Annotated in this window: 22 protein-coding genes and 1 pseudogene; 3 read left to right on the top strand and 20 right to left on the bottom strand. The window is 72.7% G+C overall.

Annotated features, from left to right (window positions below; all coding sequences use genetic code 11):
* Position 1: 1 nt before the first annotated feature.
* Positions 2–997 (bottom strand): aspartate carbamoyltransferase catalytic subunit, encoded by a 996-nt coding sequence (locus ABZ714_RS10955; protein ID WP_358824862.1) that lies wholly within the window; start codon positions 995–997, stop codon positions 2–4.
* A gap of 129 nt (positions 998–1,126) precedes the next feature.
* Complete coding sequence (gene pyrR / locus ABZ714_RS10960; RefSeq protein ID WP_358824906.1) at positions 1,127–1,702, bottom strand: bifunctional pyr operon transcriptional regulator/uracil phosphoribosyltransferase PyrR; 576 nt, start codon at positions 1,700–1,702, stop codon at positions 1,127–1,129.
* Between the two features lie 267 nt (positions 1,703–1,969).
* Here pyrR and bldD point away from each other — a divergent pair, with 267 nt between their 5' ends.
* Positions 1,970–2,470, top strand: a complete 501-nt coding sequence (gene bldD / locus ABZ714_RS10965) for a transcriptional regulator BldD (protein ID WP_017945577.1) — start codon at positions 1,970–1,972, stop codon at positions 2,468–2,470.
* A 446-nt stretch (positions 2,471–2,916) separates the two neighbouring features.
* On the opposite strand, the gene nusB is transcribed toward bldD, so the two are convergent.
* The 15 genes from nusB to rpsD all read right to left on the bottom strand — a co-directional run bounded on the left by nusB (position 2,917) and on the right by rpsD (position 17,808).
* Positions 2,917–3,351 (bottom strand): transcription antitermination factor NusB, encoded by a 435-nt coding sequence (gene nusB, locus ABZ714_RS10970; RefSeq protein WP_358824863.1) that lies wholly within the window; start codon positions 3,349–3,351, stop codon positions 2,917–2,919.
* Between the two features lies 1 nt (position 3,352).
* Complete coding sequence (gene efp, locus ABZ714_RS10975; protein ID WP_358824864.1) at positions 3,353–3,919, bottom strand: elongation factor P; 567 nt, start codon at positions 3,917–3,919, stop codon at positions 3,353–3,355.
* Positions 3,920–3,977: 58 nt separating this feature from the next.
* Positions 3,978–5,081: an aminopeptidase P family protein gene (locus tag ABZ714_RS10980; RefSeq protein ID WP_358824865.1), complete on the bottom strand. Its 1,104-nt coding sequence runs from the start codon at positions 5,079–5,081 to the stop codon at positions 3,978–3,980.
* A gap of 387 nt (positions 5,082–5,468) precedes the next feature.
* Positions 5,469–6,335: an AAA family ATPase gene (locus ABZ714_RS10985; RefSeq protein WP_358824866.1), complete on the bottom strand. Its 867-nt coding sequence runs from the start codon at positions 6,333–6,335 to the stop codon at positions 5,469–5,471.
* Between the two features lie 159 nt (positions 6,336–6,494).
* Positions 6,495–6,935: a type II 3-dehydroquinate dehydratase gene (gene aroQ, locus ABZ714_RS10990; protein ID WP_358824867.1), complete on the bottom strand. Its 441-nt coding sequence runs from the start codon at positions 6,933–6,935 to the stop codon at positions 6,495–6,497.
* Positions 6,932–8,026, bottom strand: a complete 1,095-nt coding sequence (aroB, locus tag ABZ714_RS10995) for a 3-dehydroquinate synthase (protein ID WP_358824868.1) — start codon at positions 8,024–8,026, stop codon at positions 6,932–6,934. Before aroB ends, aroQ begins: the two co-directional genes overlap by 4 nt.
* Positions 8,023–8,511 (bottom strand): shikimate kinase, encoded by a 489-nt coding sequence (locus tag ABZ714_RS11000; RefSeq protein ID WP_358824907.1) that lies wholly within the window; start codon positions 8,509–8,511, stop codon positions 8,023–8,025. The genes aroB and ABZ714_RS11000 overlap by 4 nt, the downstream gene beginning before the upstream one ends.
* A gap of 29 nt (positions 8,512–8,540) precedes the next feature.
* The gene (gene aroC, locus ABZ714_RS11005) at positions 8,541–9,725 is read right to left on the bottom strand and encodes a chorismate synthase (RefSeq protein ID WP_358824869.1); all 1,185 of its coding nucleotides are present in this window, start codon (positions 9,723–9,725) and stop codon (positions 8,541–8,543) included.
* A gap of 257 nt (positions 9,726–9,982) precedes the next feature.
* Positions 9,983–10,849, bottom strand: a complete 867-nt coding sequence (locus tag ABZ714_RS11010) for a shikimate dehydrogenase (RefSeq protein WP_358824870.1) — start codon at positions 10,847–10,849, stop codon at positions 9,983–9,985.
* 5 nt (positions 10,850–10,854) lie between these two features.
* Positions 10,855–12,795, bottom strand: coding sequence for an endolytic transglycosylase MltG (gene mltG / locus ABZ714_RS11015; RefSeq protein ID WP_358824871.1), 1,941 nt, complete (start codon positions 12,793–12,795; stop codon positions 10,855–10,857).
* A 108-nt stretch (positions 12,796–12,903) separates the two neighbouring features.
* Positions 12,904–13,368: a Holliday junction resolvase RuvX gene (gene ruvX, locus ABZ714_RS11020; RefSeq protein ID WP_358824872.1), complete on the bottom strand. Its 465-nt coding sequence runs from the start codon at positions 13,366–13,368 to the stop codon at positions 12,904–12,906.
* Entirely contained in the window at positions 13,365–16,034 is a 2,670-nt protein-coding gene (gene alaS, locus ABZ714_RS11025) for an alanine--tRNA ligase (protein ID WP_358824873.1), read from the bottom strand. The genes ruvX and alaS overlap by 4 nt, the downstream gene beginning before the upstream one ends.
* The gene (locus ABZ714_RS11030) at positions 16,034–16,387 is read right to left on the bottom strand and encodes a DUF6167 family protein (protein WP_358824874.1); all 354 of its coding nucleotides are present in this window, start codon (positions 16,385–16,387) and stop codon (positions 16,034–16,036) included. Before ABZ714_RS11030 ends, alaS begins: the two co-directional genes overlap by 1 nt.
* Positions 16,388–16,393: 6 nt before the next feature.
* Complete coding sequence (locus ABZ714_RS11035; protein WP_358824875.1) at positions 16,394–16,858, bottom strand: DUF948 domain-containing protein; 465 nt, start codon at positions 16,856–16,858, stop codon at positions 16,394–16,396.
* A gap of 335 nt (positions 16,859–17,193) precedes the next feature.
* On the bottom strand, positions 17,194–17,808 hold the full coding sequence (gene rpsD, locus ABZ714_RS11040; protein WP_358824876.1) for a 30S ribosomal protein S4: 615 nt from the start codon (positions 17,806–17,808) through the stop codon (positions 17,194–17,196).
* A gap of 191 nt (positions 17,809–17,999) precedes the next feature.
* On the opposite strand from rpsD, the gene ABZ714_RS11045 reads away from it, so the two are divergent.
* Positions 18,000–18,707, top strand: a complete 708-nt coding sequence (locus tag ABZ714_RS11045) for a DUF2470 domain-containing protein (protein ID WP_358824908.1) — start codon at positions 18,000–18,002, stop codon at positions 18,705–18,707.
* Positions 18,708–18,738: 31 nt separating this feature from the next.
* Here ABZ714_RS11045 and ABZ714_RS11050 read toward each other — a convergent pair whose 3' ends face one another.
* A complete protein-coding gene (locus tag ABZ714_RS11050; RefSeq protein WP_358824877.1) occupies positions 18,739–20,088 on the bottom strand; it encodes a replication-associated recombination protein A in 1,350 nt (449 codons plus the stop codon).
* A gap of 95 nt (positions 20,089–20,183) precedes the next feature.
* Positions 20,184–20,822 carry a vitamin K epoxide reductase family protein gene (locus ABZ714_RS11055; protein ID WP_358824878.1) on the bottom strand — a complete coding sequence of 213 codons (639 nt, stop codon included), beginning with the start codon at positions 20,820–20,822 and terminating at the stop codon, positions 20,184–20,186.
* 146 nt (positions 20,823–20,968) lie between these two features.
* Here ABZ714_RS11055 and ABZ714_RS11060 point away from each other — a divergent pair.
* Positions 20,969–21,797 (top strand): annotated as a pseudogene (locus tag ABZ714_RS11060) (ABC transporter ATP-binding protein); the annotation flags it as partial.
* Between the two features lie 113 nt (positions 21,798–21,910).
* On the opposite strand, the gene hisS reads toward ABZ714_RS11060, so the two are convergent.
* Positions 21,911–23,182 carry a histidine--tRNA ligase gene (gene hisS / locus ABZ714_RS11065; RefSeq protein WP_358824879.1) on the bottom strand — a complete coding sequence of 424 codons (1,272 nt, stop codon included), beginning with the start codon at positions 23,180–23,182 and terminating at the stop codon, positions 21,911–21,913.
* Positions 23,183–23,195: the final 13 nt, after the last annotated feature.

Here is a 23,195-nt window from a genome sequence, read left to right on the forward strand (position 1 = left end):
GTTACTTGGTCTCCTCGGTACGGGCGGTCTCGGTACGGGCGGCGGGGGCGGCGGACTCGTTGCCGCCGAGCAGCAGATAGAGCACCGCCATCCGGATGGACACCCCGTTGGCGACCTGTTCCACGGCGGTGCAGCGGTCGGAGTCGGCGACCTGTGCGGTGATCTCCATACCCCGGTTCATCGGTCCGGGGTGCATCACGACGGAGTGTTCCGGCATCCGGGCCATCCGGTCGCCGTCCAGGCCGTAGCGGCGGGCGTACTCGCGCTCGGTGGGGAAGAAGGCGGCGTTCATCCGCTCGCGCTGGACCCGGAGCATCATCACCGCGTCGGACTTGGGCAGTACGGAGTCGAGGTCGTAGGAGACCTCGCAGGGCCAGCTGTCGACCCCGATCGGAACCAGGGTCGGCGGGGCGACCAGGGTGACCTGGGCGCCGAGGGTGTGGAGCAGCAGCACATTGGAGCGGGCGACCCGGCTGTGCAGTACGTCTCCGACGATGGTGATCCGGCGTCCGGCCAGGTCGCGGCCCATTCCGGCATCGCGGCCGACCAGTCGGCGGCGCATGGTGAAGGCGTCGAGGAGGGCCTGGGTGGGGTGCTCGTGGGTGCCGTCGCCGGCGTTGACGACCGAGCCGTCGATCCAGCCGGAGTTGGCCAGCCGGTAGGGCGCGCCGGAGGCGTGGTGGCGGATGACGACCGCGTCGGCGCCCATCGCCTCCAGGGTGAGGGCGGTGTCCTTGAGGGATTCGCCCTTGGAGACGGAGGATCCCTTGGCGGAGAAGTTGATGACGTCGGCGGAGAGCCGCTTGGCGGCGGCCTCGAAGGAGATCCGGGTCCGGGTCGAGTCCTCGAAGAAGAGGTTGACCACGGTACGGCCGCGGAGGGTGGGCAGCTTCTTGATCGGCCGGTCGGCGACGCGGGCCATCTCCTCGGCGGTGTCGAGGATGAGGACGGCGTCGTCCCGTGTGAGATCGGCGGCCGAGATGAGGTGGTGCTTCATCTGGGTGGGCTCCGGTGGGTCGGCTCGGGTCGGCACGTTCGGCGTACGGGGGTACGCCGCCGCGTTCGGGGTGCCGGGGCGCACGGGGGCGCCCGGACGCCGCTCGGGGGGCGTACGGGACGGTTCGCGCTAGACGTCGGTGTCGCGGACGCCGAGCAGGACGGTGTCGCGGCCGTCCTCCTCGGAGAGGAGCACCTTCACGGTCTCGCGGAGCGACGTGGGCAGGTTCTTGCCCACGTAGTCGGCGCGGATGGGCAGCTCGCGGTGGCCCCGGTCGACCAGGACGGCGAGCTGGACCGCGCGGGGGCGGCCGATGTCGCCGAGGGCGTCGAGCGCGGCGCGGATGGTGCGGCCGGAGAAGAGCACGTCGTCGACGAGGACGACCAGTCGGCCGTCGATCCCGTCGCCGGGGATCTCGGTCCTGGCCAGCGCGCGGGCGGGCCGCATCCGCAGGTCGTCGCGGTACATGGTGATGTCGAGAGAGCCGACCGGCACGGTCCGCCCGGTGATCTGCTCCAGCTTCCCGGCCAGCCTGCGGGCGAGGAAGACGCCGCGGGTGGGGATGCCGAGGAGCACCACGTCGTCGGCGCCCTTGGCGCGTTCGACGATCTCGTGGGCGATACGGGTCAGCACCCGGGCTATGTCGGGTGCCTCCAGTACGGGGCGGGCCGTCTCGGCGCCGCCTGTGTGGCTGTTCGTTTCCATGGCCGACATGGAGAAACAGACCTCCTTCTCCGCCTCACGGGACGGACCTTAAAGGACGTCGGATAGTGCGTCCCCTACCGTACCAGGGCCATTCGGGGGAACCCCACCGGCCCCGGTCCGGACCAGGGACGATGCGCGTTGTGATCATGACAGGCCACCGGTCTGGACCCGTTCGGCTTGACGCCCCCGAATCACGCTGCGTAACCTCACAGTGAGTCACCAGCAGCGCGGCGGAGCCGCACGTTGTCCCAGCGTCCGGGGAGCTATATGTCCAGCGAATACGCAAAGCAGCTCGGGGCCAAGCTCCGCGCCATCCGTACGCAGCAGGGCCTGTCCCTCCACGGCGTGGAGGAGAAGTCCCAGGGCCGCTGGAAGGCCGTGGTGGTCGGGTCGTACGAGCGCGGCGACCGCGCTGTGACGGTCCAGCGCCTGGCCGAGCTGGCGGACTTCTACGGCGTCCCCGTGCAGGAACTGCTGCCGGGCACGACGCCGGGCGGAGCCGCCGAGCCGCCGCCGAAGCTCGTGCTCGACCTGGAGCGGCTGGCCCATGTGCCGGCCGAGAAGGCGGGCCCCCTCCAGCGGTACGCGGCCACGATCCAGTCCCAGCGGGGCGACTACAACGGCAAGGTGCTGTCGATCCGCCAGGACGATCTGCGCACCCTCGCCGTGATCTACGACCAGTCGCCGTCGGTCCTCACCGAGCAGCTGATCAGCTGGGGTGTGCTGGACGCGGACGCGCGTCGCGCGGTCGCCCACGAGGAGGGCTGAGCGGAGCGGCTCGGAGCCGTTTCGCATCGGTCCGGTCCCGTCCCGAACGGGCGGGCCGCCGAAGAATCGTCACGCCGTGGGGCGGGACGCCCGGGAGGGTGTCCCGCCCTTCGCCGTTTCCGGGGCCGCTTCTCGCCGTCTCCGGGCGCCCGCTCCGGGCCGGGGCCCCGCCGGTGCCGTACGGACCCTTCCGGCGGCCGCTCCCGTACGCGTAGGGGCGTCGCCCGGGCCCCTGGGGGCATGGGGTGTCCGCGGGCCTCCGGGGGCTTCCGTCAGCCGTCTGCGGGCGTCGGCCGCGCCCCGGGCGCCCCGGGGCGCTCCCCCGCGTACCGCCGGAAGCCCGGCTACGGCCCCGGAGCCGGGCCCGGCCGGATGCGGACATGTCACAGGCCCGGGCCCCGGACCGAGGTGGTCCGGGGCCCGGGCCCGTACGGCCGGTCCGTCGCTCAGGCGCCGTCGCGCCTCAGGGAGGGCTTCAGCTCCTTGAAACGGCCCAGCAGGCCGTTGACGAACGACGGCGAGTCGTCGGTGGAGAACTCCTTGGCGAGCTGTACCGCCTCGTCTATCACCACGGCGTCCGGCGTCTCGTCCACCCAGACCAGTTCATAGGCGCCGAGCCGGATGATGTTCCGGTCGACCACCGGCATCCGGTCGAGGTCCCAGTCGGTGGCATAGGTGGAGATCAGCTCGTCGATCCGGGTCGCGTACCCCTCGTACCCCTCGACCAGTTGCATCGTGTACTCGTTGACCGGCGGCTGCCGGTCGTCGGTCCGTGAGTGCCGGATCCAGTCGGCGAGCACCGTAGGCGCGGGCACGCCGCGCTGGTCGGCCTCGAAGAGGATCTGGAAGGCGCGCTTACGGGCCTTGCTGCGAGCGGACACCTTAGCTGTTCACCCGGCTGAGGTAGTCGCCGGAGCGGGTGTCGACCTTGATCTTCTCACCGGTGGTGATGAAGAGGGGGACCTGGACCTCGAAGCCGGTCTCCAGCTTGGCGGGCTTGGTGCCACCGGTGGAGCGGTCGCCCTGGACGCCCGGCTCGGTCTCGGCGATGACCAGCTCCACGGCGGCCGGCAGGTCCACGTAGAGCACCTCGCCCTCGTGGGTGGCGACGGTGGCCTCGAAGCCCTCGATCAGGAAGTTGGCGGCGTCGCCGACGGCCTTGCGCTCGATGTGCATCTGGTCGTACGTCTGCATGTCCATGAAGACGAAGTAATCGCCGTCCATGTACGAGAACTGCATGTCGCGGCGGTCGACGGTGGCCGTCTCGACCTTCACGCCGGCGTTGAACGTCTTGTCGACGATCTTCCCGGAGAGCACGTTCTTGAGCTTGGTGCGCACGAAGGCCGGGCCCTTGCCGGGCTTGACGTGCTGGAACTCGACGACGGACCACAGCTGGCCGTTGTCGAGCTTGAGCACCATGCCGTTCTTGAGGTCGTTCGTGGAAGCCACGGTTGCGGAATCTCCTGGACTGACGTGGACGACCTGGGGCCACCGCGGTACGCGCCCGCTAGAGCGCGAGCAGCTCCTTGGTCGTGATGGTGAGTAGCTCGGGTCCGCCGTCCGCCTCCTGGCGTACGACGAGCGTGTCATCGATCCGGACCCCGCCCCGGCCCGGAAGGTGGACCCCCGGTTCGACGGTGACCGGCACGCAAGCGTCCAGTTTACCCATGGCCGCCGGAGTCAACTGCGGGTCCTCGTCGATTTCCAGGCCCACCCCGTGCCCGGTGAGCGGCGCGAGCCCGGCGCCGTGGCCCGCGCCGTCCAGGATCCGCCGGGCCGCCAGGTCCACCTCGCGGTAGGCGATACCCGGCCGCAGGGTCTCCCGCGCGGCCCGCTGGGCGGCGAAGACCAGGTCGTACAGTTCGATCTGCCAGTCGGCGGGGGTGGTGCCGATGACGAAGGTCCGGCCGATCTCACAGCGGTAGCCCCGGTAGTCGGCGCCGACGCAGACCGTGAGGAAATCGCCCTCCTCGACCCGGCGGTCGGTGGGCCGGTGGCCGCGCCGCCCGGAGTCGGGGCCGGTGGCGACCGAGGTGGGGAAGGCGGGCCCGTCGGCGCCGTGGTCGACCAGCCGGCGCTCCAGCTCCAGGGCGAGATGCCGCTCCGTCCGCCCCACCAGGATCGACTCCAGCAGTTCGCCCAGCGCCTGGTCGGTGATCTCGGCGGCGATCCGCAGACAGGCGATCTCCTCCTCGTCCTTGACGATCCGCTGGCGCTCCACGGCCAGCCCGACGTCGGTCAGCCGCAGCCGGGGCACGGCGGAACGCATCGCCCGGTGCCGGGCCACGGTCAGATGGTGCTCCTCGACGGCGAGGGACTCCGCCTCCGCCAGCCGGGCCAGCCCGGCTGCGGCGACGGCCGGATCCACCCCGTCGTCGGGGAGCACGGTCAGCCGGAGCGTGTCGTCGGGGCGTGCCGTGCCGTTGGCGGGGGCCGGGGTCGCGGGCGAGAGCAGTACGTCCTCGGCGGGCCCGATCAGCAGCACGGCGCCCGGCGGGGCGCCACCGGCGAGATAGCGCACATTGGCCGGGCGGGAGATCAGCGCCCCGCCGCCGTCACCCGCGCACCGCTCCCGCACCCGGTCGCGGCGGGCCGCGAACACCTCTGCCATGATCCGAGCGTACGAGTGATCCCGCCGGGCGGCGCGCCCAGCGCGTCCGACGGTGCGGCGGCCTCCTCGGGGACCGTTCCTTCTGCCCTGCCGGGCCGGTGGTATCAGTCGCGCCTGCGGGCCGCCTGCGGCTTGTCTCGCGGTTCCGCCCCCTGAGCCTTCGGCAATGGGGGACCCCCCGCGCCTCGGTCCTCCCGGTGAGGCCCGCACCGTCCGCCCTGCGGGGCGAGTGTTGTCGGGCGACCCCGCGCAGGTGGGTGGCTGGTCGCAGACCGCGAACAACGTCAGGCCGCCAGGCGCGGCCCGGGTAGTTCGGAGCGGCAACCCGGAGGGCCGAGGCGCTGGGGGCCCGAGGGGCACGGCCCGCCCGGGACACGCGCCCGGGGGCTACCAGGACGGAGGGCTGGCGATCGCGCGGGCGAGGGTCTCGTCCAGGACCCGCGCCGTGGTCTCCACGTCGTACTTGGTGTTGTCGATGATCGGCAGACCCGACCCGTACCAGCCCGCCATCCGCCCGTGGATCCCGGCCACCTCCTCGTCGGCCAGTCTGCGGTTGCCGGTCCGCTCCGCGTTCCGCTCCAGCACGGTCTCCAGGCCGGGCAGCAGGACGACGGGGAGCAGGCCGGGGCCGACATGGCGCTTCCAGCCGCCGAGGCCGACCACCGGGCGGTCGGGGAAGACGGCGTCGTCGAGGATGCAGGAGATCCCGTTGGCGAGGAAGTTGCGGGCGGCGAAGCCGCAGGTACGGCGGGCGAGCCGGTACTGCGCCTCGGAGTTCTCGTTCCAGCCGGTCTGCGGGTCGGCGAAGCCGGAGCAGACCCATTCGCGGACGTCGTCCAGGCTGATGTGCGCGGTGGGCACCCGGCGGCGGGTGGCCCAGTGCCGGGCGACGGTCGTCTTGCCCGCCCCGGCGGGTCCGATCAGCAGCACGGCGAGCATGGTCGCGCCCGTACCGCCTTCCGGCGCTCCGGGCGGCGGGACCGGCGGGAGCTGCACCTGGCCGGTGGCGTCGCGCGGCGGCGGCCCGGCGGGGTGGGGCGGTCCGGGCTGGGTCCAGCCGGGGGCCGGTGGTACGGCGCCGGAGGGACCGGCCGCCGGTACGGGCGCGGCACCGGGCGGTGGCGGTACGGTGCCGGGCGCCCCGGGTCCCGGGCGCGGTCCCGGGGGGCCCGCGGGGGCCCCGTCGGGGCCGTGGTGGGCGTGCTGCCCGGGGCGGTGGGGAGGCGGCAGCGGAGCCCCCACTGCGTGCTGCATCCGGTCCGACTCCGTCTCGTGCGCGTCTGTGGCGGGCAGTTCGCTGCCCCTGCCACCGAACCGTACCCTCCCGCGGCCCCGGTGGCTCCCCTGCCTACCGGAACGGGATCGCCGCCCGCGGTCCGGGGCGCCGCGCGCCCCGGACCGCGGGAACCGCGGTCAGAGCGGCAGTTCCTCCGCGAGGGCCCGCAGGGCGAGACGGTAGGAGCCGAGGCCGAGGCCCGCGATGGTGGCCGTGGCGACCGCGGCGACGACCGAGGTGTGGCGGAACGTCTCCCGGGTGTACGGGTTGGAGATGTGCACCTCGATCAGCGGTGCCGTCTTCTGGGCCGCCGCGTCCCGTATCGCGTACGAGTAGTGGGTGAAGGCCCCGGGGTTGAGCACCACCGGGATCGCGCCGTCCGCCGCCTCGTGGAGCCAGCGGATCATCTCGCCCTCGTCGTTGGTCTCCCGGACCTCGACGTCGAGGCCGAGTTCCGCGCCCAGCGCCCGGCAGGTCTCGACCAGGCCCGCGTACGAGGTCGTGCCGTAGACGTCGGGCTCCCGGGAGCCGAGCCGCCCCAGGTTGGGCCCGTTGAGGACCAGGACCCGGCGGCTCATCCCGACACCTCCCCGTAGGCGGCGAGCAGCAGCGCCGGGTCGGGGCCCTCCAGGGTGTTGGGCTTGCCGAGGCCGTCGAGGACGATGAAGCGGAGCAGGTTGCCGCGGGACTTCTTGTCGACCTTCATGGTCTCCAGCAGCCGGGGCCACTGGTCGCCGCGGTAGGTGAGCGGCAGGCCGACGGAGCCGAGGACGGTGGCGTGCCGGTCGGCGGTGGCGTCGTCGAGCCGGCCGGCGAGCCGGCCCAGTTCGGCCGCGAAGACCATGCCGACGGAGACGGCCGCGCCGTGCCGCCACTTGTAGCGCTCGTTCTTCTCGATGGCGTGGGCGAGGGTGTGGCCGTAGTTGAGGATCTCCCGGCGGCCGGACTCCTTGAGGTCGCCGGAGACGACCTCCGCCTTGACCCGGATCGACCGTTCGATCAGTTCGGCGGTGTGCGGTCCGGCGGGGGTGCGCGCGGCCTCGGGGTCGGCCTCGATCAGTTCGAGGATGACCGGGTCGGCGATGAAGCCGGCCTTGATGATCTCGGCGAGTCCGCTGACGTAGTCGTTGACGGGCAGCGACTCCAGTGCGGCCAGATCGCACAGGACGCCGGTGGGCGGGTGGAAGGAGCCCACCAGGTTCTTGCCCTCGGCGGTGTTGATGCCGGTCTTGCCGCCGACGGCGGCGTCGACCATGCCGAGGACGGTGGTGGGGACGGCGATCCAGCGGACGCCGCGGAGCCAGGTCGCGGCGACGAAGCCCGCGAGGTCGGTGGTGGCGCCGCCGCCGACGCCGACGATCACATCGGTCCGGGTGAAGCCGCTCTGGCCGAGCGCCTTCCAGCAGTAGGCGGCGACCTCGGCGGTCTTGGCCTCCTCCGCGTTGGGCACTTGGACGGCGATGACCTCGTACCCCTCGGCGCGCAGGTCCTCGGCGACCGCCTCGCCGGTCCCGGCCAGCGCCTCCGGGTGGAGGACGGCGACCCGCCGGGCGGCGGAGCCGATGAGTCCGGGCAGTTCGCCGAGGAGCTGCCGTCCCACCAGGACCTCGTAGGGGGCGGTGCCGTCGGTGCCGCCGACCGGGATCCGGGTCACTGACTGCTCGGTCATACGGGGTCGTCCTTCAGTTCCAGGGCGGCGATGATCGCGTCGGCGACCTCGTCGGGGGTGCGGTCGTCGGTGGCCACCTCGACCCGTGCCACCTCGGTGTACAGGGGGCGGCGGGCCGCCATCAGCTCCCGCCACTGCCGCCGCGGATTGACCGCGAGCAGCGGCCGGGCCTGGTTGAGGCCGGTCCTGCGGACCGCCTCCTCCACGTCCAGCGACAGGAAGACCACGGGCAGTCCGGCGAGCAGGGCGCGGCTGCCGGGGTCGAGGACCGCGCCGCCGCCGAGGGCGAGTACGCCGCTGTGGACGGCGAGCGCCTCCCGTACGGCGGCCCGCTCCAGTTCGCGGAAGCGGGGCTCGCCGTCCTCGACGAAGATATCGGCGATCTCACGGCCCTCGGCGGTGACGATGTCCGCGTCGGTGTCCCGGTAGGGGACGCCGAGCCTGCGGGCGAGGACCTCGCCCACCGTGGACTTGCCGGAGCCCATGGGCCCGACCAGGACGATCAGCGGGGCGTTCACCGGATGCGCAGGTGGTCGAGGTAGGAGCGGACGTTGCGGCGGGTCTCGGAGACGTTGTCACCGCCGAACTTCTCCGCGACGGCGTCCGCGAGGACCAGGGCGACCATGGCCTCGGCGACGATTCCCGCGGCGGGGACGGCGGCCACGTCGGAGCGCTGGTGGTGGGCGGCGGCGGCCTCGCCGGTGGCGATGTCGACGGTGGCCAGGGCCCGGGGGACGGTGGCGATGGGCTTCATCGCGGCCCGGACCCGCAGCAGCTCGCCGGTGGACATGCCGCCCTCGGTACCGCCGGAGCGGCCGGAGGTGCGGCGCAGCCCCTCGGGGGTGGCGACGATCTCGTCATGGGCCTGGGAGCCGGGGACCCGGGCCAGGTCGAAGCCGTCGCCGAGTTCCACGCCCTTGATGGCCTGGATGCCCATCAGCGCGCCCGCGAGCCGGGCGTCGAGGCGGCGGTCCCAGTGGACGTGGGAGCCCAGGCCGACGGGGACGTCGTACGCCAGTACCTCGACGACGCCGCCGAGGGTGTCGCCGTCCTTGTGGGCCTGGTCGATCTCGGCGACCATCGCCTTGCTCGCGTCGGCGTCGAGGCAGCGGACCGGGTCGGCGTCGAGCTTCTCGACATCGGCCGGGGTGGGGTAGACGCCCTTGGGTGCCTTGGCGGCGCCGAACTCCACGACATGGGAGACGATCTCGATGCCCGCGGTCTCCTTGAGGTAGGAGCGGGCGACGGCGCCGAGGGCGACCCGGGCGGCGGTCTCCCGGGCGCTGGCGCGCTCCAGGACGGGCCGGGCCTCGTCCAGGTCGTACTTCTGCATGCCCGCGAGGTCGGCGTGGCCGGGCCTGGGCCGGGTCAGCGGGGCGTTGCGGGCGAGGGCCGCCAGCTCGCCGGGGTCCACGGGGTCGGCCGACATGACCTGCTGCCACTTGGGCCATTCGCTGTTGCCGACCATGATCGCGACCGGGGAGCCGAGGGTGAGCCCGTGCCGTACGCCGCCGATGAAGGTGATCTCGTCGCGTTCGAACTTCATCCGCGCGCCGCGCCCGTAGCCGAGGCGCCGGCGGGCGAGGTGGTCGGCCACCATCTCCGTGGTGACCGGGACACCGGCGGGAAGTCCCTCCAGCGTCGCCACGAGTGCGGGTCCGTGCGATTCCCCCGCGGTCAGCCAACGCAACCTGCTCAACGGTGCTCCTCATGCTCGCGCCTCGAACTGCCGGCCCGGCCGGGTGCGCGGCTCCGGCCCGCCTGACCCGATCCTCCCACGTCCGGGTGGCGGGTCCACGCCCCGGTCCAGCAGTCGGACGGCGCGGGGGACGGGGGCGGGACCGGTCCACGGGTGCCGCCGCTACGGCGCGGGGCGCGGAGCACCCCCGCCGTACGGGCCGGCTTCCGCGGAGTCCGGGAGCCCGGCAGCCGGGCTGTAAACGGGGTCCGGGTGGCTCAGCGGGCCCGCAGGGCGGCCTCGCCCGCGGCCCGCATCGCCGCCAGCGGCCCGGGGCGGCCGGTCATCAGCTCCACCTGGAGCACGGCCTGGTGGACCAGGAGGTCGAGCCCGCCGACGACGGCCCCGCCGCGCTCCGCCCAGCGGGCCGCGAGAGGAGTGGGCCAGGGGTCGTAGAGGACGTCGAAGAGGGTGCCGGGGCGGTCCGGGACCCGGTCGGCGAAGGCGTCGGCGGATCCGGCGGGGGTGGTGGCGACGACCAGCGGGGCGGTCAGCGCGTCGGCGGCCCGCTCCCAGTCCCGGGTCAGGACCTCCACGCCGAGCCGTTCGCCCCAGCCCCGCATCTCGGCGGCGCGCGCCGGGCCGCGGACATAGGCGGTGACGGGTCCGGTACAGATCCGGGCGAGGGCGGCCACGGCGGACGCCGCGGTGGCACCGGCGCCGAGGACCGCGGCGGACGGCACGGATTCCACGCCCCGCTCCCGCAGGGCGGCGACCATCCCCGGGATATCGGTGTTGTCACCGGTCAGCGTGCCGTCCTCGGCGCGGACGACGGTATTGACGGCCTCCACCGACGCGGCGTCCCGGCCGATGGAGTCCAGCAGCGGAATGATCGCCCGCTTCAGCGGCATGGTCAGCGAGAGCCCGGCCCAGTCCGCGTCGAGGCCGCGGACGAACGCGGGCAGCGCGGCCTCGTCGACCTCGAACCGGTCGTACGTCCACTCCCCGAGCCCCAGCGCCGCGTAGGCGGCCCGGTGCAGGGCGGGCGAGAGCGAGTGGGCGATCGGCGATCCGAGGACCGCCGCGCGCCGCTTCGCCGTGCCGTCCGCCCGGCCGTCGTTCCGGCCGGTGGGCGCTGGGGTCACGGTGGTCACTCCTGGTTCTTCTTCTGCTCTTCCAGATACCGCGCGCGAGCCCGCTCGTGCTCGGCGTTGGTCTCCGAGAAGACGGTCTCGTCCTCGGTCACCGAGACGAAGTAGTACCAGTCGCCCTCGGCCGGGTTCAACGTGGAGTTGATCGCCGCGGCTCCCGGGTTGCCGATCGGTCCGGGCGGCAGCCCGACGATCCGGTAGGTGTTGTACGGGTGCTTGAACTTCCGCACCTTGTCGACGCTGCCGATGGCGAGGGTGCTCTCGCCCTTGGCGTAGTTGACGGTGGAGTCGAAGTCGAGCAGGCCGTTGGTCTCCGTGTTGTCGGGCTTCAGCCGGTTGTAGACGACCCTGGCGACCTTCTCGAAGTCCTCCTTGTACTTGCCCTCGGCCTGGACGAGGCTGGCGACGGTCAGCACCTGGAGGGGGTTCTTCAGCCCCAGTTCCCGGGCCTTCTTCTCCAGACCGGCCTTGGTGTGCTCCTCGTTGGCCCGGGCGACCATCTTCTTCAGCACGGCCTCGGGCTTCATGCCCTTGGCCGCGGGGTACGACGCCGGGAAGAGGAAGCCCTCCAGCGGGTCCATGACATCGGGGCCGCCCTTGGCCCAGGCCGGGAGCCCGAGCTTGGCCGCCTGCTCCTTCGCGGTCGTCGCGGTGGTGCCGGACTTCAGCTGGAGCCGCTTGTCGATCATCGCGTAGATCTCGGCGTTCCGCTTGCCCTCGGGCACGATCATGTTGCTGCTGCTGGTCGGGTCGAGCATGGCCTTGACGGCGTTGGCCCCGGACATCTGCTTGGCGAGGGTGTAGACCCCGGCCTGGATGCCCTTGGCCCGGGGGTTGCTGTCGGCGGCCGAGACGAAGGCGCCGGAGCTCTTGACGACGCCGTTCTCCTTCAGGATGCGGCCGATCTCCGAGAGGCCCGCGCCCGGGGGGATCTCGACGACCACGGAGCCGGAACCGGCGCCGCTGTAGTCGGGGGCGGAACCGAACTGGCCCTGCCAGAACTGGTAGCCGAAGTAGGAGACGATGCCGAGCCCGCCGAAGAGGACCACGGAGACCACGAGACAGGCGAAGCCGTTGCGGCTCTTCTTCTTGGGCCGTCCGCGGCCGTCGCCGGAGCCGTCGGAGCCGCCGCGGCGGCGGCCGGACCGGCCGGGCGGGTCCTGGTGGGCCGGGTCGCCGCCGTCGTCGTCGCGGTCGTCGCCGGTGAAGAAGGGATGTCTCTCCTCGCCGGGCGCCTCGGGGTCCGGTCCCGTCGCGGCCTCCGGTTCGGCGGAGCGCCGGGCGGGGGGCTGCGGCGGGGGGTAGGCGTCGGGGGTGGCGTAGTGATCGTCCTCGGCCTGGGCCTGGTAGCCGGGTACGGGCCCGCTGTAGGTGTCGGCCGGATTGGCGGTGTAGCTGTCGCCCGGCCCGGGGCCGTACGCCACGGCCGCCTGCGGCTCCTGGTGGACCGCCTGCCGCTGGTGGTGTTGGTGCTGCTGTGCCGGGTCCCAGCCGCCCTGGCCGGTTCCGGGGTGTCCGCCGGTGGTGTCGTAGCCGGGCTGCTGACCGCCGTACCGCTGTCCGCTCGTGTCGTAGTGCTGCGGATCCTGGTGCTGCTGCTGGTACTGCCCGGCGTCCGGTTGCTGCGTGTGCTGCGGATACTGCTGGGCCTGGGCATGCTGGGGGTGCTGCTGGTAGTGCTGTGCCGACGGATCGGCGTACTGCTGCTGCGTCAGCGGATCGGGGTACTGCTGCCCGCCGTCGTACGGCTGCTGCTGGTACGGATCCTGTCCGCCGTAGCCCTGTCCCTGCTGCTGATGCTGCTGGGGGTAGAGCTGCTGCGGCTGTCCGCCGTAGGGATCATGGCCGGATCCGGCCTGTGGTCCATAGCCCTGGTCGCCGTAGAGAGGGTCGTCTGGTTGCCACGGTTCGGAGCCGGGCCCCCGGCCATACTCAGTCATCGATCCCCTAGGGCCGCGAGTCGGGCGGGTTTCCGTCCCGCTGTCTGATCGGTGCGGCAGCCGTTCGAGAAAAGCCGCCCGATGGCGCGGAACGTTACCGTATCGCGATCAGACAATCCCTTCGACGCTCTCACCGGGGGGCGCCCCTGACGCCCGTTCGGACTCCAGAGCGTTCTGCAGAATCACCACGGCGGCCGCCTGGTCGATGAACGACCGGCCCTTTTTGGCCGTCACACCGGCGGCCCGCAGCCCCTGTCCGGCCGTCACCGTGGTCATTCTCTCATCGACCAGCCGGACCGGGACCGGGGCGATGCCCCGGGCCAGCTCCCGGGCGAAAGTCCGGGCCTTGCCCGCGGCCGGGCCCTCCCGCCCGCTGAGCGAGCGGGGCAGCCCGACCACGACCTCGATGGGCTCGTACTCCCCGACGAGGGAGCGCAGCCGCCGGTGGGCGGCCGGGACGTCACGTCCCGGCACGGTCTCCACCGGGGTGGCGAGGACCCCGTCGGGATCGCACGAGGCGACCCCGATCCGGGCGTCCCCGACGTCGATCGCGAGTCGGCGTCCGCGCCTCACGAGACCTCGGCCACCAGTCGCTCGACGGCGGCGACGGCGTCCTCGACGGCGTCCGGGTTCTGGCCGCCGCCCTGGGCGACGTCGGGCTTGCCACCGCCTCCGCCGCCGAGCGTCTTGGCGGCGGTACGGACCAGCTCACCGGCCTTGAGGCCGCGCTCGCGGGCCGCCTCGTTGGTGGCGATCACGGTCAGCGGACGGTCGTTGGCCACCGTGAAGAGGGCGACCACGGCGGGCCGGTCGCCGGGGATCCGGCCGCGGACGTCGAGGACCAGCTTGCGCAGATCGTCGGCGGAGGTGCCGTCCGGGACCCGGCCGGCCACCAGGGCGGTGCCCCGGACGTCCCGGGCGCCGTCGGCGAGCCCGGCGGCGGCGGCCAGCACCTTCTCGGCGCGGAACCGCTCGATCTCCTTCTCGGCGTCCTTGAGCTTGGCCAGCATGCCGGAGACCTTCTCCGGCAGCTCCTCGGGACGGCCCTTGACCAGCTCCTGGAGCTGGGCGACGACCGTGTGCTCCTTGGCGAGGAAGTTGTAGGCGTCCACACCCACCAGGGCCTCGATCCGGCGCACGCCGGAACCGATGGAGGACTCGCCGAGCAGCTTCACCAGCCCGAGCTGGGCGGTGTTGCCGACATGCGTACCGCCGCACAGCTCCTTGGAGAAGTCGCCGATGGTGACGACCCGGACCCGGTCGCCGTACTTCTCGCCGAACTCGGCGATGGCGCCCGCCTTCTTGGCCTCCTCCAGGCTCATGACCTCGGCCTGGACGTCCAGCTCGCGGGAGAGCACCTCGTTGATCCGCTGCTCGACATCGGTGAGGACGGTGCCGGGGACGGCGGCCGGGGAGCCGAAGTCGAACCGGAAGCGGCCCGGGGAGTTCTCGGAACCGGCCTGGGCGGCGGTGGGGCCGAGGGCGTCCCGCAGCGCCTGGTGGGTGAGGTGGGTGGCGCTGTGGGCGCGGGCGATGGCCCGGCGCCGCCTGGCGTCGATGGCCGCGTGGGCGGAGGCGCCCACGGTGACCTCGCCGACCTGGACGGAGCCCTTGTGCACGGAGACGCCGGGGACCGGCTGCTGGACGTCGCGGACCTCGATCACGGCGCCGGAGTCCAGCCGGATCCGGCCCTGGTCGGCGAGCTGGCCGCCGCCCTCGGCGTAGAACGGGGTGCGGTCGAGGACGACCTCGACCTCGTCGCCCTCGACGGCGGCGGGCGAGGGCACTCCGTCGACGAGCAGACCGACGACGGTGGCCTCGCCCTCGTTGGTGACATAGCCGGTGAACTCGGTGGAGCCGGTGGTGTCGGCGACCTCGCGGTAGGCGGAGAGGTCGGCATGGCCGGTCTTCTTGGCACGCGCGTCGGCCTTGGCCCGCTCCCGCTGCTCCTTCATCAGCCGCCGGAAGCCGTCCTCGTCCACGGAGAGCCCCTGCTCGGCGGCCATCTCCAGGGTGAGGTCGATCGGGAAGCCCCAGGTGTCGTGGAGCAGGAACGCCTTCTCCCCGGCGAGGACGGCGGAACCGGCCTGCCTGGCCTCCGTCACGGCGCCGTCCAGGACGTTGGTCCCGGCGTTGAGCGTCTTGAGGAAGCGGGTCTCCTCGGCGAGGGCGACGGCCTCGATCCGGGACCGGTCGGTGATCAGCTCCGGGTACTGCTGTCCCATGGTGCGGATGACCACGTCGACCAGTTCGGCGACGACCGGCCCGGTGGCGCCCATCAGCCGCATATTGCGGATGGCGCGGCGCATGATCCGGCGCAGTACGTAGCCGCGGCCCTCGTTGCCGGGGGTGACGCCGTCGCCGATCAGCATCACGGAGGTACGGATGTGGTCGGCGACGACCCGGAGGGAGACGTCGGAGCCGTGCTCGGCGCCGTACCGGACGCCGGTCAGCTCGGTGGCCTTGTCCATGACGACCCGGAGCGTGTCCGTCTCGTACATGTTCTGTACGCCCTGGAGGATCATGGCGAGCCGCTCCAGGCCGAGCCCGGTGTCGATGTTCTTCGACGGCAGCTCGCCCAGGATCGGGAAGTCCTCCTTGCCCTCGCCCGGTCCCCGCTCGTACTGCATGAAGACCAGGTTCCAGATCTCCACGTACCGCTCGTCGTTGACGGCCGGGCCGCCCTCCTCGCCGAACTCCGGACCGCGGTCGTAGTTGATCTCGGAGCAGGGGCCGCAGGGGCCGGGGACGCCCATCGACCAGAAGTTCGGGCCCATGCCGAGGCGCTGGATCCGCTCGGCGGGCACGCCGACCTCGTCGCGCCAGATCCGCTCGGCCTCGTCGTCCTCCTGGTAGACGGTGATCCACAGCTTCTCGGGCTCCAGGCCGTAGCCGCCCTGGTCCAGGGGCGCGGTCAGCAGCTCCCAGGCGAGCTTGATCGCGCCTTCCTTGAAGTAGTCGCCGAAGGAGAAGTTGCCGCACATCTGGAAGAACGTGCCGTGCCGGGTGGTCTTGCCGACCTCTTCGATGTCCGGGGTGCGGACGCACTTCTGCACACTGGTGGCGCGCGGGGCGGGCGGCCTGGTCTCACCGAGGAAGTACGGCTTGAAGGGCACCATGCCCGCGTTGACCAGGAGCAGAGTCGGGTCGTCCGCGATGAGCGACGCGGAGGGCACGACGGTGTGTCCGCGCTCCTCGAAGAAGCTCAGCCAGCGGCGGCGGATCTCAGCCGACTCCATCAGTGGTCCTCATTCCGGTTGTACGGGTGGTAGGTGCGGTGCGGGTGGGTGTCGGGGCCCCCGTCGTCCGGGCCGGGGCCGCGGAGGGCGGGACGGCCCCGCTGGGCGGGCAGTTCGGGTCCGGGCCGGGCGTTGATGCCCAGTGCGTCCCCCAACTCCTCCTCGCGCTGGATCATTCCGGCGCGGACGTCGAGGGCGAACTCGCGCAGCCGGTGACCCGCGTCGACCGCCCGGTTCGCGGCCTGGGCCGCGAGGCTCTCGGGGGTGAGCTGCCGGATCTTGCGGTGGACCTTGTTGGTCGCCCAGACGCCCGCGGCGGCACCCGCGGAGAACCAGAAGGCACGGCGGAACATGTCGGCTCAGCCCTTTCCGCCCCGGCGACCGCGCCCGCCGCGCGCCGTGGGCACCGTACGTCCGACGATCACCGTGCGGGCGGACCGGCCCCGGCGGGGCGCGGGCTCGTCGGCTTCTTCCCCGCCGCCGGCCCGGCCCATCGCCTTGCGGACGCCGTAGCCGAAGGCCGCGACCTTGACCAGCGGGCCGCCGAAGGTGGAGGCGACGGTGGAGGAGAGCGCGGAGGCGTTGGAGGTGACCTCCTGGACGTCCGAGGCGATCGCGTCGACCCGGTCGAGCTGGGTCTGCGCGGACCGTACGGTCTCGGACGCGTCGGTGAGCAGCGGGACCGCCCGCTCCGTCACCTCCGTCACCATCCGGGTGGTCGCCCTGAGCGTCTGGGCCAGCCTCACCAGCACCACGGCGAGGAAGGAGACCAGGATCGCCCAGAAGACGGCCACCAGGATCCCGGCAACCTCTCCACCGGTCACACTGCACCGCTTCCTGCTCGTCTGGGTGGTCTTGAGGGGGCTCTCCCCGGCTCTCCCGGGGAAAATCCCGCCCTCCGACCCTATCGCGATCCCGGTGGCGCCCCATACCGCATTCCGCGCGGGCGGGACAGGGCGGGGCGGGGGTCTCTCGCGGGGACCGGGCCGCTCCGTACAGGGAAGTACGGCGCACGGGGGCACGGGGGGGTACGGAGTCGTACGAACGCGCGGTCGCGGTACGCGAAGGCCCGCCGCTCCCCCGCCGGGCGGGCGGGACGAGGGCGGGCCGGGCGCGCGTCGCACCGGGCGCCCGGGACCGTGGTCCCGGGCGCGGTGGATCAGCGGGCGTAGTACTCGACGACCAGCTGCTCGTCGCAGATGACCGGGATCTCCTTGCGGTTCGGGTCCCGGTCCAGGCGGAACGCCAGCGCCTTCAGGTTCACCTGGAGGTAGCGGGGGGTCTCGCCGTCCGCGGCGAAGCCGCCCTCACGGGCGACCTGGAAGAGGGCCTTCTCGCGGGAGCGCTCGCGGATCGTCACGACGTCGTCGGGACGGACGCGGAAGGACGGCTTGTCGACCTTGCCGCCGTTGACCTCGACGTGGCCGTGGACGACCATCTGGCGGGCCTGGTAGATCGTACGGGCGATACCCGAACGGAGCACCAGGGCGTCCAGACGGCGCTCCAGCTCGACGACGAGCGCCTCGCCGGTCTTGCCCTCGGCCTTGCGGGCGCGGTCGTAGGCGCGGGCCATCTGCCGCTCGCTGATGTCGTACTGCGCGCGCAGGCGCTGCTTCTCCATCAGACGGACCTTGTAGTCCGAGTTCTGCTTGCGGCCACGGCCGTGCTCGCCCGGCGGGTACGGGCGGGCCTCGAAGTACTTCACGGCCTTCGGCGTCAGGGCGATACCGAGCGCGCGGGACTTCTTGACCTTGGGACGCGACTGGTTAGGCACGTTCTCCAGACCTCCGATATAGGTTAGGTTAGGCTCACCTTACTCAAGGAGATCGCATGTCTCGCCCTGGGAACACCAAGCGCATCGCGGACAGCACAAAGAACACCGACCCCACTTCTACGGGGGTCGAGGCGACGGAGGTCCGATCAGCTCATGGTCAGCCGCGTCCCAGCGGGCTTGAATCCGCCCGGATGCCGTCAGCAGCCGAACGCACACGAACTCTCGTACAGGGTACATGCTCCGCGGTGCTGCTCGTCACGGGCATGGAGACCACCCGTCCGGAGCAGCTGATGCCCACCGCCCGGGTGGTCGGCGCGGACGGCGAGGTCTTTCTGCTCTTCCCCGCCGACTCACCGGCCGTCCGGGCCGCCACCCATGCCCAGGACGACGAACTCGCCGCCGTACTGGAGGTCACCGACGTGGCCCCGGTCGCCGTCCCCCAGCGGGTCCGCGGCCGGGCCTGGGTCTCCGGCTGGCTGACCTGCGCCCCCGGGGTCGCCGCCGCGGGCTCCATGATGCTCCGGCTGGAGGTGGGCGAGGTACGGGTGGACGATCTGTGGGGCACGGCCGCCGTCGACCCCGACGACTTCGCCCGGGCCTGTCCCGACCCGCTGGCCGCCCATGAGGCCGAACTGCTCCAGCATCTGCACTCCGCCCACACCGAGCAGGTGCAGGAGCTGTGCGCGCTGCTCGGCGACCGGGCCGCCGCGGCGGCGGGCCCCGGCGGCGACGGCCGGGCGCCCCGGGCCGTACCGCTCGCCCTGGACCGGTTCGGACTGCGGGTCCGCTTCACCGGCAACCGCTGCTTCGACGCCCGCTTCGACTTCCCCCGGCCGGTGCGTGACATCACCGGACTGCGCCGGGCGATGCACACCCTCTTCGAGGCCGCCGCGCACTGACCCGCCGCGGCCGGCGGGCCTTCCGCGCCGGTCAGCCGCCGCGCAGCCGCTCCCGCACCTTCTCCACCACATCCGCGTACCGCGCCTCGGCGCCGTACCGCGTGGGCTCGTAGTACCGCTTGCCGTGCAGGGCGTCCGGCGCGTACTGCTGGGCGGCGATCCCGCCGGGGACGTCGTGCGGATAGACATAGCCCCGGGCGTGCCCGAGCGACGCCGCCCCCTTGTAGTGCCCGTCCCGCAGATGGGCCGGTACGGAACCGGCGTGCCCGGCGCGTACGTCCGCGAGCGCCGCGCCGATCGCCGTGGTCGCGGTGTTCGACTTGGGCGCCAGCGCCAGCGCGATCGTGGCATGGCTGAGGGTGAGCGCCGCCTCCGGGAAGCCGATCATGGCCACGGCCTGGGCCGCGGCCACCGCCAGCGGCAGCGCCTGGGGATCGGCGAGCCCGATGTCCTCACTCGCCGAGATCATCAGCCGGCGGGCGATGAACCGCGGATCCTCCCCCGCGTCGATCATGCGGGCCAGATAATGCAGCGCCGCGTCCACGTCCGAGCCCCGGATGGACTTGATCAGGGCGCTCGCCACGTCGTAGTGCTGGTCCCCGTCGCGGTCGTAGGTGACCGCGGCCCGGTCGACGGTCTCCTCGACCGTCGCCAGGGTGATCTCCGGCTCGTCCTTGTCCAGCGCGGCTCCCGCCGCGGCCTCCAGCGCCGTCAGCGCCCGGCGCGCGTCCCCGCCCGCGACTCTCAGCAGATGCGCCTCGGCGTCCCCGGGCAGCGTCACCGCGCCGCCCAGACCCCGCTCCTCGGTGAGCGCGCGCCGCAGCAGGCCCTTGAGGTCGTCGTCGGTCAGCGGCTCCAGCGTCAGCAGCAGCGAGCGGGAGAGCAGCGGGGAGATCACCGAGAAATGGGGGTTCTCGGTGGTGGCGGCGATCAGGGTCACCCAGCGGTTCTCCACCGCGGGCAGCAGGGAGTCCTGCTGGGCCTTGGAGAAGCGGTGGATCTCGTCGAGGAAGAGGACCGTCTCCTTGCCGTAACCGCCCGCGGCCCGGCGGGCGCCCTCGATCACCGCCCGGACCTCCTTGACGCCCGCGGTGATCGCCGACAGCTCCACGAACCGCTTCTCGGTGGCCTGCGAGACCACATAGGCCAGGGTCGTCTTGCCGATGCCGGGCGGACCCCAGAGGATCACCGACGACGCCCCGGCCGGGCCCCGGCCGCTCTCGCCGACCAGCCGCCGCAGCGGGGAGCCGGGGCGCAGCAGATGGCGCTGGCCGACCACCTCGTCCAGGGTGCGCGGACGCATCCGCACGGCCAGCGGGCTGGCGGTCGGCTCCTTCTCCGCGCGGTCTTCGGCGGCGGCGGTAAAGAGATCGGGCTCCACGGTCGAAAGCCTATGCCAGCCCACTGACAACGCCCCCGTCCGGCCGGTGCCGGTACGGGGGCGGAGGCTCGGGCGCGAGTCGCGCGCCGGTCGGCTCAGCTGGTCCAGAAGTCCCACCAGCGGGTCAGGATCAGCATGCCGATGATCCCGATCCAGAGCACCGGCGGCATCCAGTGGAACTCCAGCAGTCCGCTGCGGAGCCCCTCGGGGACCTTGATGATCCGGTGCCGGACGTTGTGCACGGTGACGTAGCAGAACATCACGATCGTGGCGGCCCAGGCGAGGGAGCACCACAGACAGAGGGAGTTGATGTTGTACAGCGACTGGTACATCAGCCACATGCAGAAGCTCACACCGAACAGGCAGCCCGCGTTGAGGCCGAGCCAGTACCAGCGCTGGTAGCGGGCGCCCGCCAGGATCCCGACGCCGATGGCGATCACCATCGAGTACGTCACCAGACCCAGCATCGGGTTGGGGAAGCCGAAGACCGACGCCTGGTCGCTCTTCATGATGTTGCCGCAGGAGACCACCGGGTTGAGGCTGCATCCGGGGGTGAAGGACGGGTCCTCCAGCAGCTTGTACTTGTCGAGCGTGATGACCCAGGCGGCGAGCAGTCCCGCCGCTCCCGTGATCACCAGCAGCCAGGCCAGGGAGCGGCTGCCGCCGATCCCGTCGCGCGGACCGCCGGTCTGCTCGTCCGCGATCACCTCGTCGTCCACCGCCACTGTCGCCATATCGCTATCGCCTGTTCCCCTCGCTCCGGGACCCGCTCGGGCCCGGGTCATTGTGCCGTATCCGGCTGTGTGTCCGTCGTTCGGTGGACGGCGTGATGGACGGAAGGTCGTACCGCGTCCGCACCGCCGTGACCAGGGTGGAGACCATGACAGAACTCGCGGTGAGGGTGAGGGGGCTCCGTAAGCGGTACGGGGACGTCACGGCGGTCGACGGCGTGGACCTGCGGATCCGCCGGGGCGAGGTGTTCGGACCGCCCGGGCCGAACGGCGCGGGCAAGAGCACGACGGCCGGCGTGCTGCTGGGCCTGCGGCGGCGGGACGGCGGCGAGGTACGGGTACTGGGCGAGGACCCGGCGGCCGGAAATCGTCGCCGGCGGTCTCGAATCGGTGTCGTCTGGCAGGATGAATCGGCCCCCGCCGAGTTGACGTCGGGGAGACGGTCGCCCACTTCGCGCGGTACTGCCCGCGGCCGCGCGGCCACCGTGACGTGCTGGCGCTCGTCGGCCTCGCGGACCACGCGGACCGGCGGACTGCGGCGCTCTCGGGCGGGCAGCGGCGCAGGCTCGATGTGGCGCCGGGGGTGATCGGCCGCCCCGAGCTGCCGCTGCTGGACGAACCCGCGACGGGCTTCGGCCCGGCGGCCCGGCACCGCTTCCGCGAACTGGTCCGGCTGCTCGCCGCCGAGGGCACGACGATCGTCCTCACCACCCACGACCTGGACGAGGCGGGGGCGGTGTCGGACCGGATCGCGGTGATCGCCCGGGGCCGGGTGATCGCCCAGGGCGATCCGGACGAGCTGCGACGGCACCACGGGGCGGGGGCCCGGGTCCACGGGACCGGGCCGGGCGGCCGGACGCGTACCGAGTGGACGACGGATCCGACCCGTACCCTCACGGCCCTCTCCGCGCGGTACGGGGCGAGGTGCCGGGGCTGCGGATCGTCCCGCCGACGCTGGAGGAGATCTGCCTACGGCTCGCGAGGCGGACCCGGACGCCCGGGCGGAGGCACCGAGAACCCGGGCGGGCGACGACCGGGAACGGGGCGCGGCGACAGCACGAGGCGCCGCGCCCCGGGGAGGAACCCCGGACCTACGCCGGAGGCGACAGGCGGGTGCTGAGGGCCGTCGCGATCTCCGAGAGCGGGATCGGCGTCTGCTCGCCCGACTCCATGTCCTTGAGCTGGACGTGGCCCTCGGCCAGATCCCGCTCCCCGGCCACGATCGCGTACCGCGCCCCGCTCCGGTTGGCCGCCTTCATCGCGCCCTTCAGGCCCCGGCCGCCGTAGGCGAAGTCCGCCGCGACGCCGTCCCTGCGGAGCCGGGTGACGACGCCGAAGAGGACCCGGCGGGCCTCCTCGCCGAGCGGCACGGCGTAGACGCTGGTGGCGGGCGGCAGGTCCAGTACGACGCCCTCGGCCTCCAGCGCCAGGACCGTGCGGTCGACCCCGAGGGCCCAGCCGACGGACGGCAGCGCCGGGCCGCCGATCATCTCGGAGAGGCCGTCGTAACGGCCGCCGCCGCCCACCGCGGACTGCGAGCCGAGCCCGTCGTGGACGAACTCGAAGGTGGTCCGGGTGTAGTAGTCGAGGCCGCGGACGAGCCGGTCGTCGTCCTCGAAGGCCACGCCCGCCTCGGAGATCAGCTCGCGGACCTCCTTGTGGTACGCCCGGCAGGCGTCGCACAGATAGTCGGCGAGTACGGGCGCGCCGGTGAGCTGCCGCCGGACGTCGGCGCGCTTGTCGTCGAGGACCCGCAGCGGGTTGATGTCGATCCGGCGCCGGGTCTCCTCGTCGAGGTCGAGGCCGCGCAGGAAGGCCTGGAGCGCCTCCCGGTAGACGGGGCGGCACTCCTTGTCGCCGAGGCTGTTGAGCAGGATCCGGAAGTGGCGCAGGCCGAGGCTGCGGTACGCCTGGTCCGCCAGGATGATCAGTTCGGCGTCGAGCGCCGGGTCCTCGGCGCCGATGGCCTCGGCCCCGACCTGGGAGAAGTGGCGGTAGCGGCCGGCCTGGGGGCGCTCGTAGCGGTAGTAGGAGCCCGAGTACCAGAGCTTGACCGGCAGATTGCCCTGCTTGTGGAGGTTGGCCTCGAGCGCCGCGCGCAGTACGGAAGCGGTGCCCTCGGGGCGGAGCGCGAGCCGGCTGCCGCCCTTGGTGGTGAGGGTGTACATCTCCTTGGTCACGATGTCGGTGGACTCGCCGACACCGCGGGCGAACAGGTCGACGTCCTCGAAGCCCGGGGTCTCGACATAGCCGTAGCCCGAGTCGCGCAGCGGCGCGGCGATCGCCTCGCGGACGGCGAGGAAGGTCGCGGAGGCGGGCGGCAGCAGATCGTAGGTGCCCTTGGGTGCCTGGAAAGTACTCACAACGGTTTCTCTC

The sequence above is a fragment of the Streptomyces sp. NPDC006798 genome (genome assembly GCF_040635975.1).
GTDB lineage: Bacteria > Actinomycetota > Actinomycetes > Streptomycetales > Streptomycetaceae > Streptomyces.

Coding starts and splice junctions, on each gene's coding strand:
- ABZ714_RS10955 (WP_358824862.1), bottom strand. CDS start 997: ATGAAGCACCACCTCATCTCGGCCGCCGATCTCACACGGGACGACGCC.
- pyrR (WP_358824906.1), bottom strand. CDS start 1,702: ATGGAAACGAACAGCCACACAGGCGGCGCCGAGACGGCCCGCCCCGTA.
- bldD (WP_017945577.1), top strand. CDS start 1,970: ATGTCCAGCGAATACGCAAAGCAGCTCGGGGCCAAGCTCCGCGCCATC.
- ABZ714_RS10980 (WP_358824865.1), bottom strand. CDS start 5,081: ATGGCAGAGGTGTTCGCGGCCCGCCGCGACCGGGTGCGGGAGCGGTGC.
- ABZ714_RS10985 (WP_358824866.1), bottom strand. CDS start 6,335: ATGCAGCACGCAGTGGGGGCTCCGCTGCCGCCTCCCCACCGCCCCGGG.
- aroQ (WP_358824867.1), bottom strand. CDS start 6,935: ATGAGCCGCCGGGTCCTGGTCCTCAACGGGCCCAACCTGGGGCGGCTC.
- aroB (WP_358824868.1), bottom strand. CDS start 8,026: ATGACCGAGCAGTCAGTGACCCGGATCCCGGTCGGCGGCACCGACGGC.
- ABZ714_RS11000 (WP_358824907.1), bottom strand. CDS start 8,511: ATGGGCTCCGGCAAGTCCACGGTGGGCGAGGTCCTCGCCCGCAGGCTC.
- mltG (WP_358824871.1), bottom strand. CDS start 12,795: ATGACTGAGTATGGCCGGGGGCCCGGCTCCGAACCGTGGCAACCAGAC.
- alaS (WP_358824873.1), bottom strand. CDS start 16,034: ATGGAGTCGGCTGAGATCCGCCGCCGCTGGCTGAGCTTCTTCGAGGAG.
- ABZ714_RS11030 (WP_358824874.1), bottom strand. CDS start 16,387: ATGTTCCGCCGTGCCTTCTGGTTCTCCGCGGGTGCCGCCGCGGGCGTC.
- ABZ714_RS11045 (WP_358824908.1), top strand. CDS start 18,000: ATGCCGTCAGCAGCCGAACGCACACGAACTCTCGTACAGGGTACATGC.
- ABZ714_RS11055 (WP_358824878.1), bottom strand. CDS start 20,822: ATGGCGACAGTGGCGGTGGACGACGAGGTGATCGCGGACGAGCAGACC.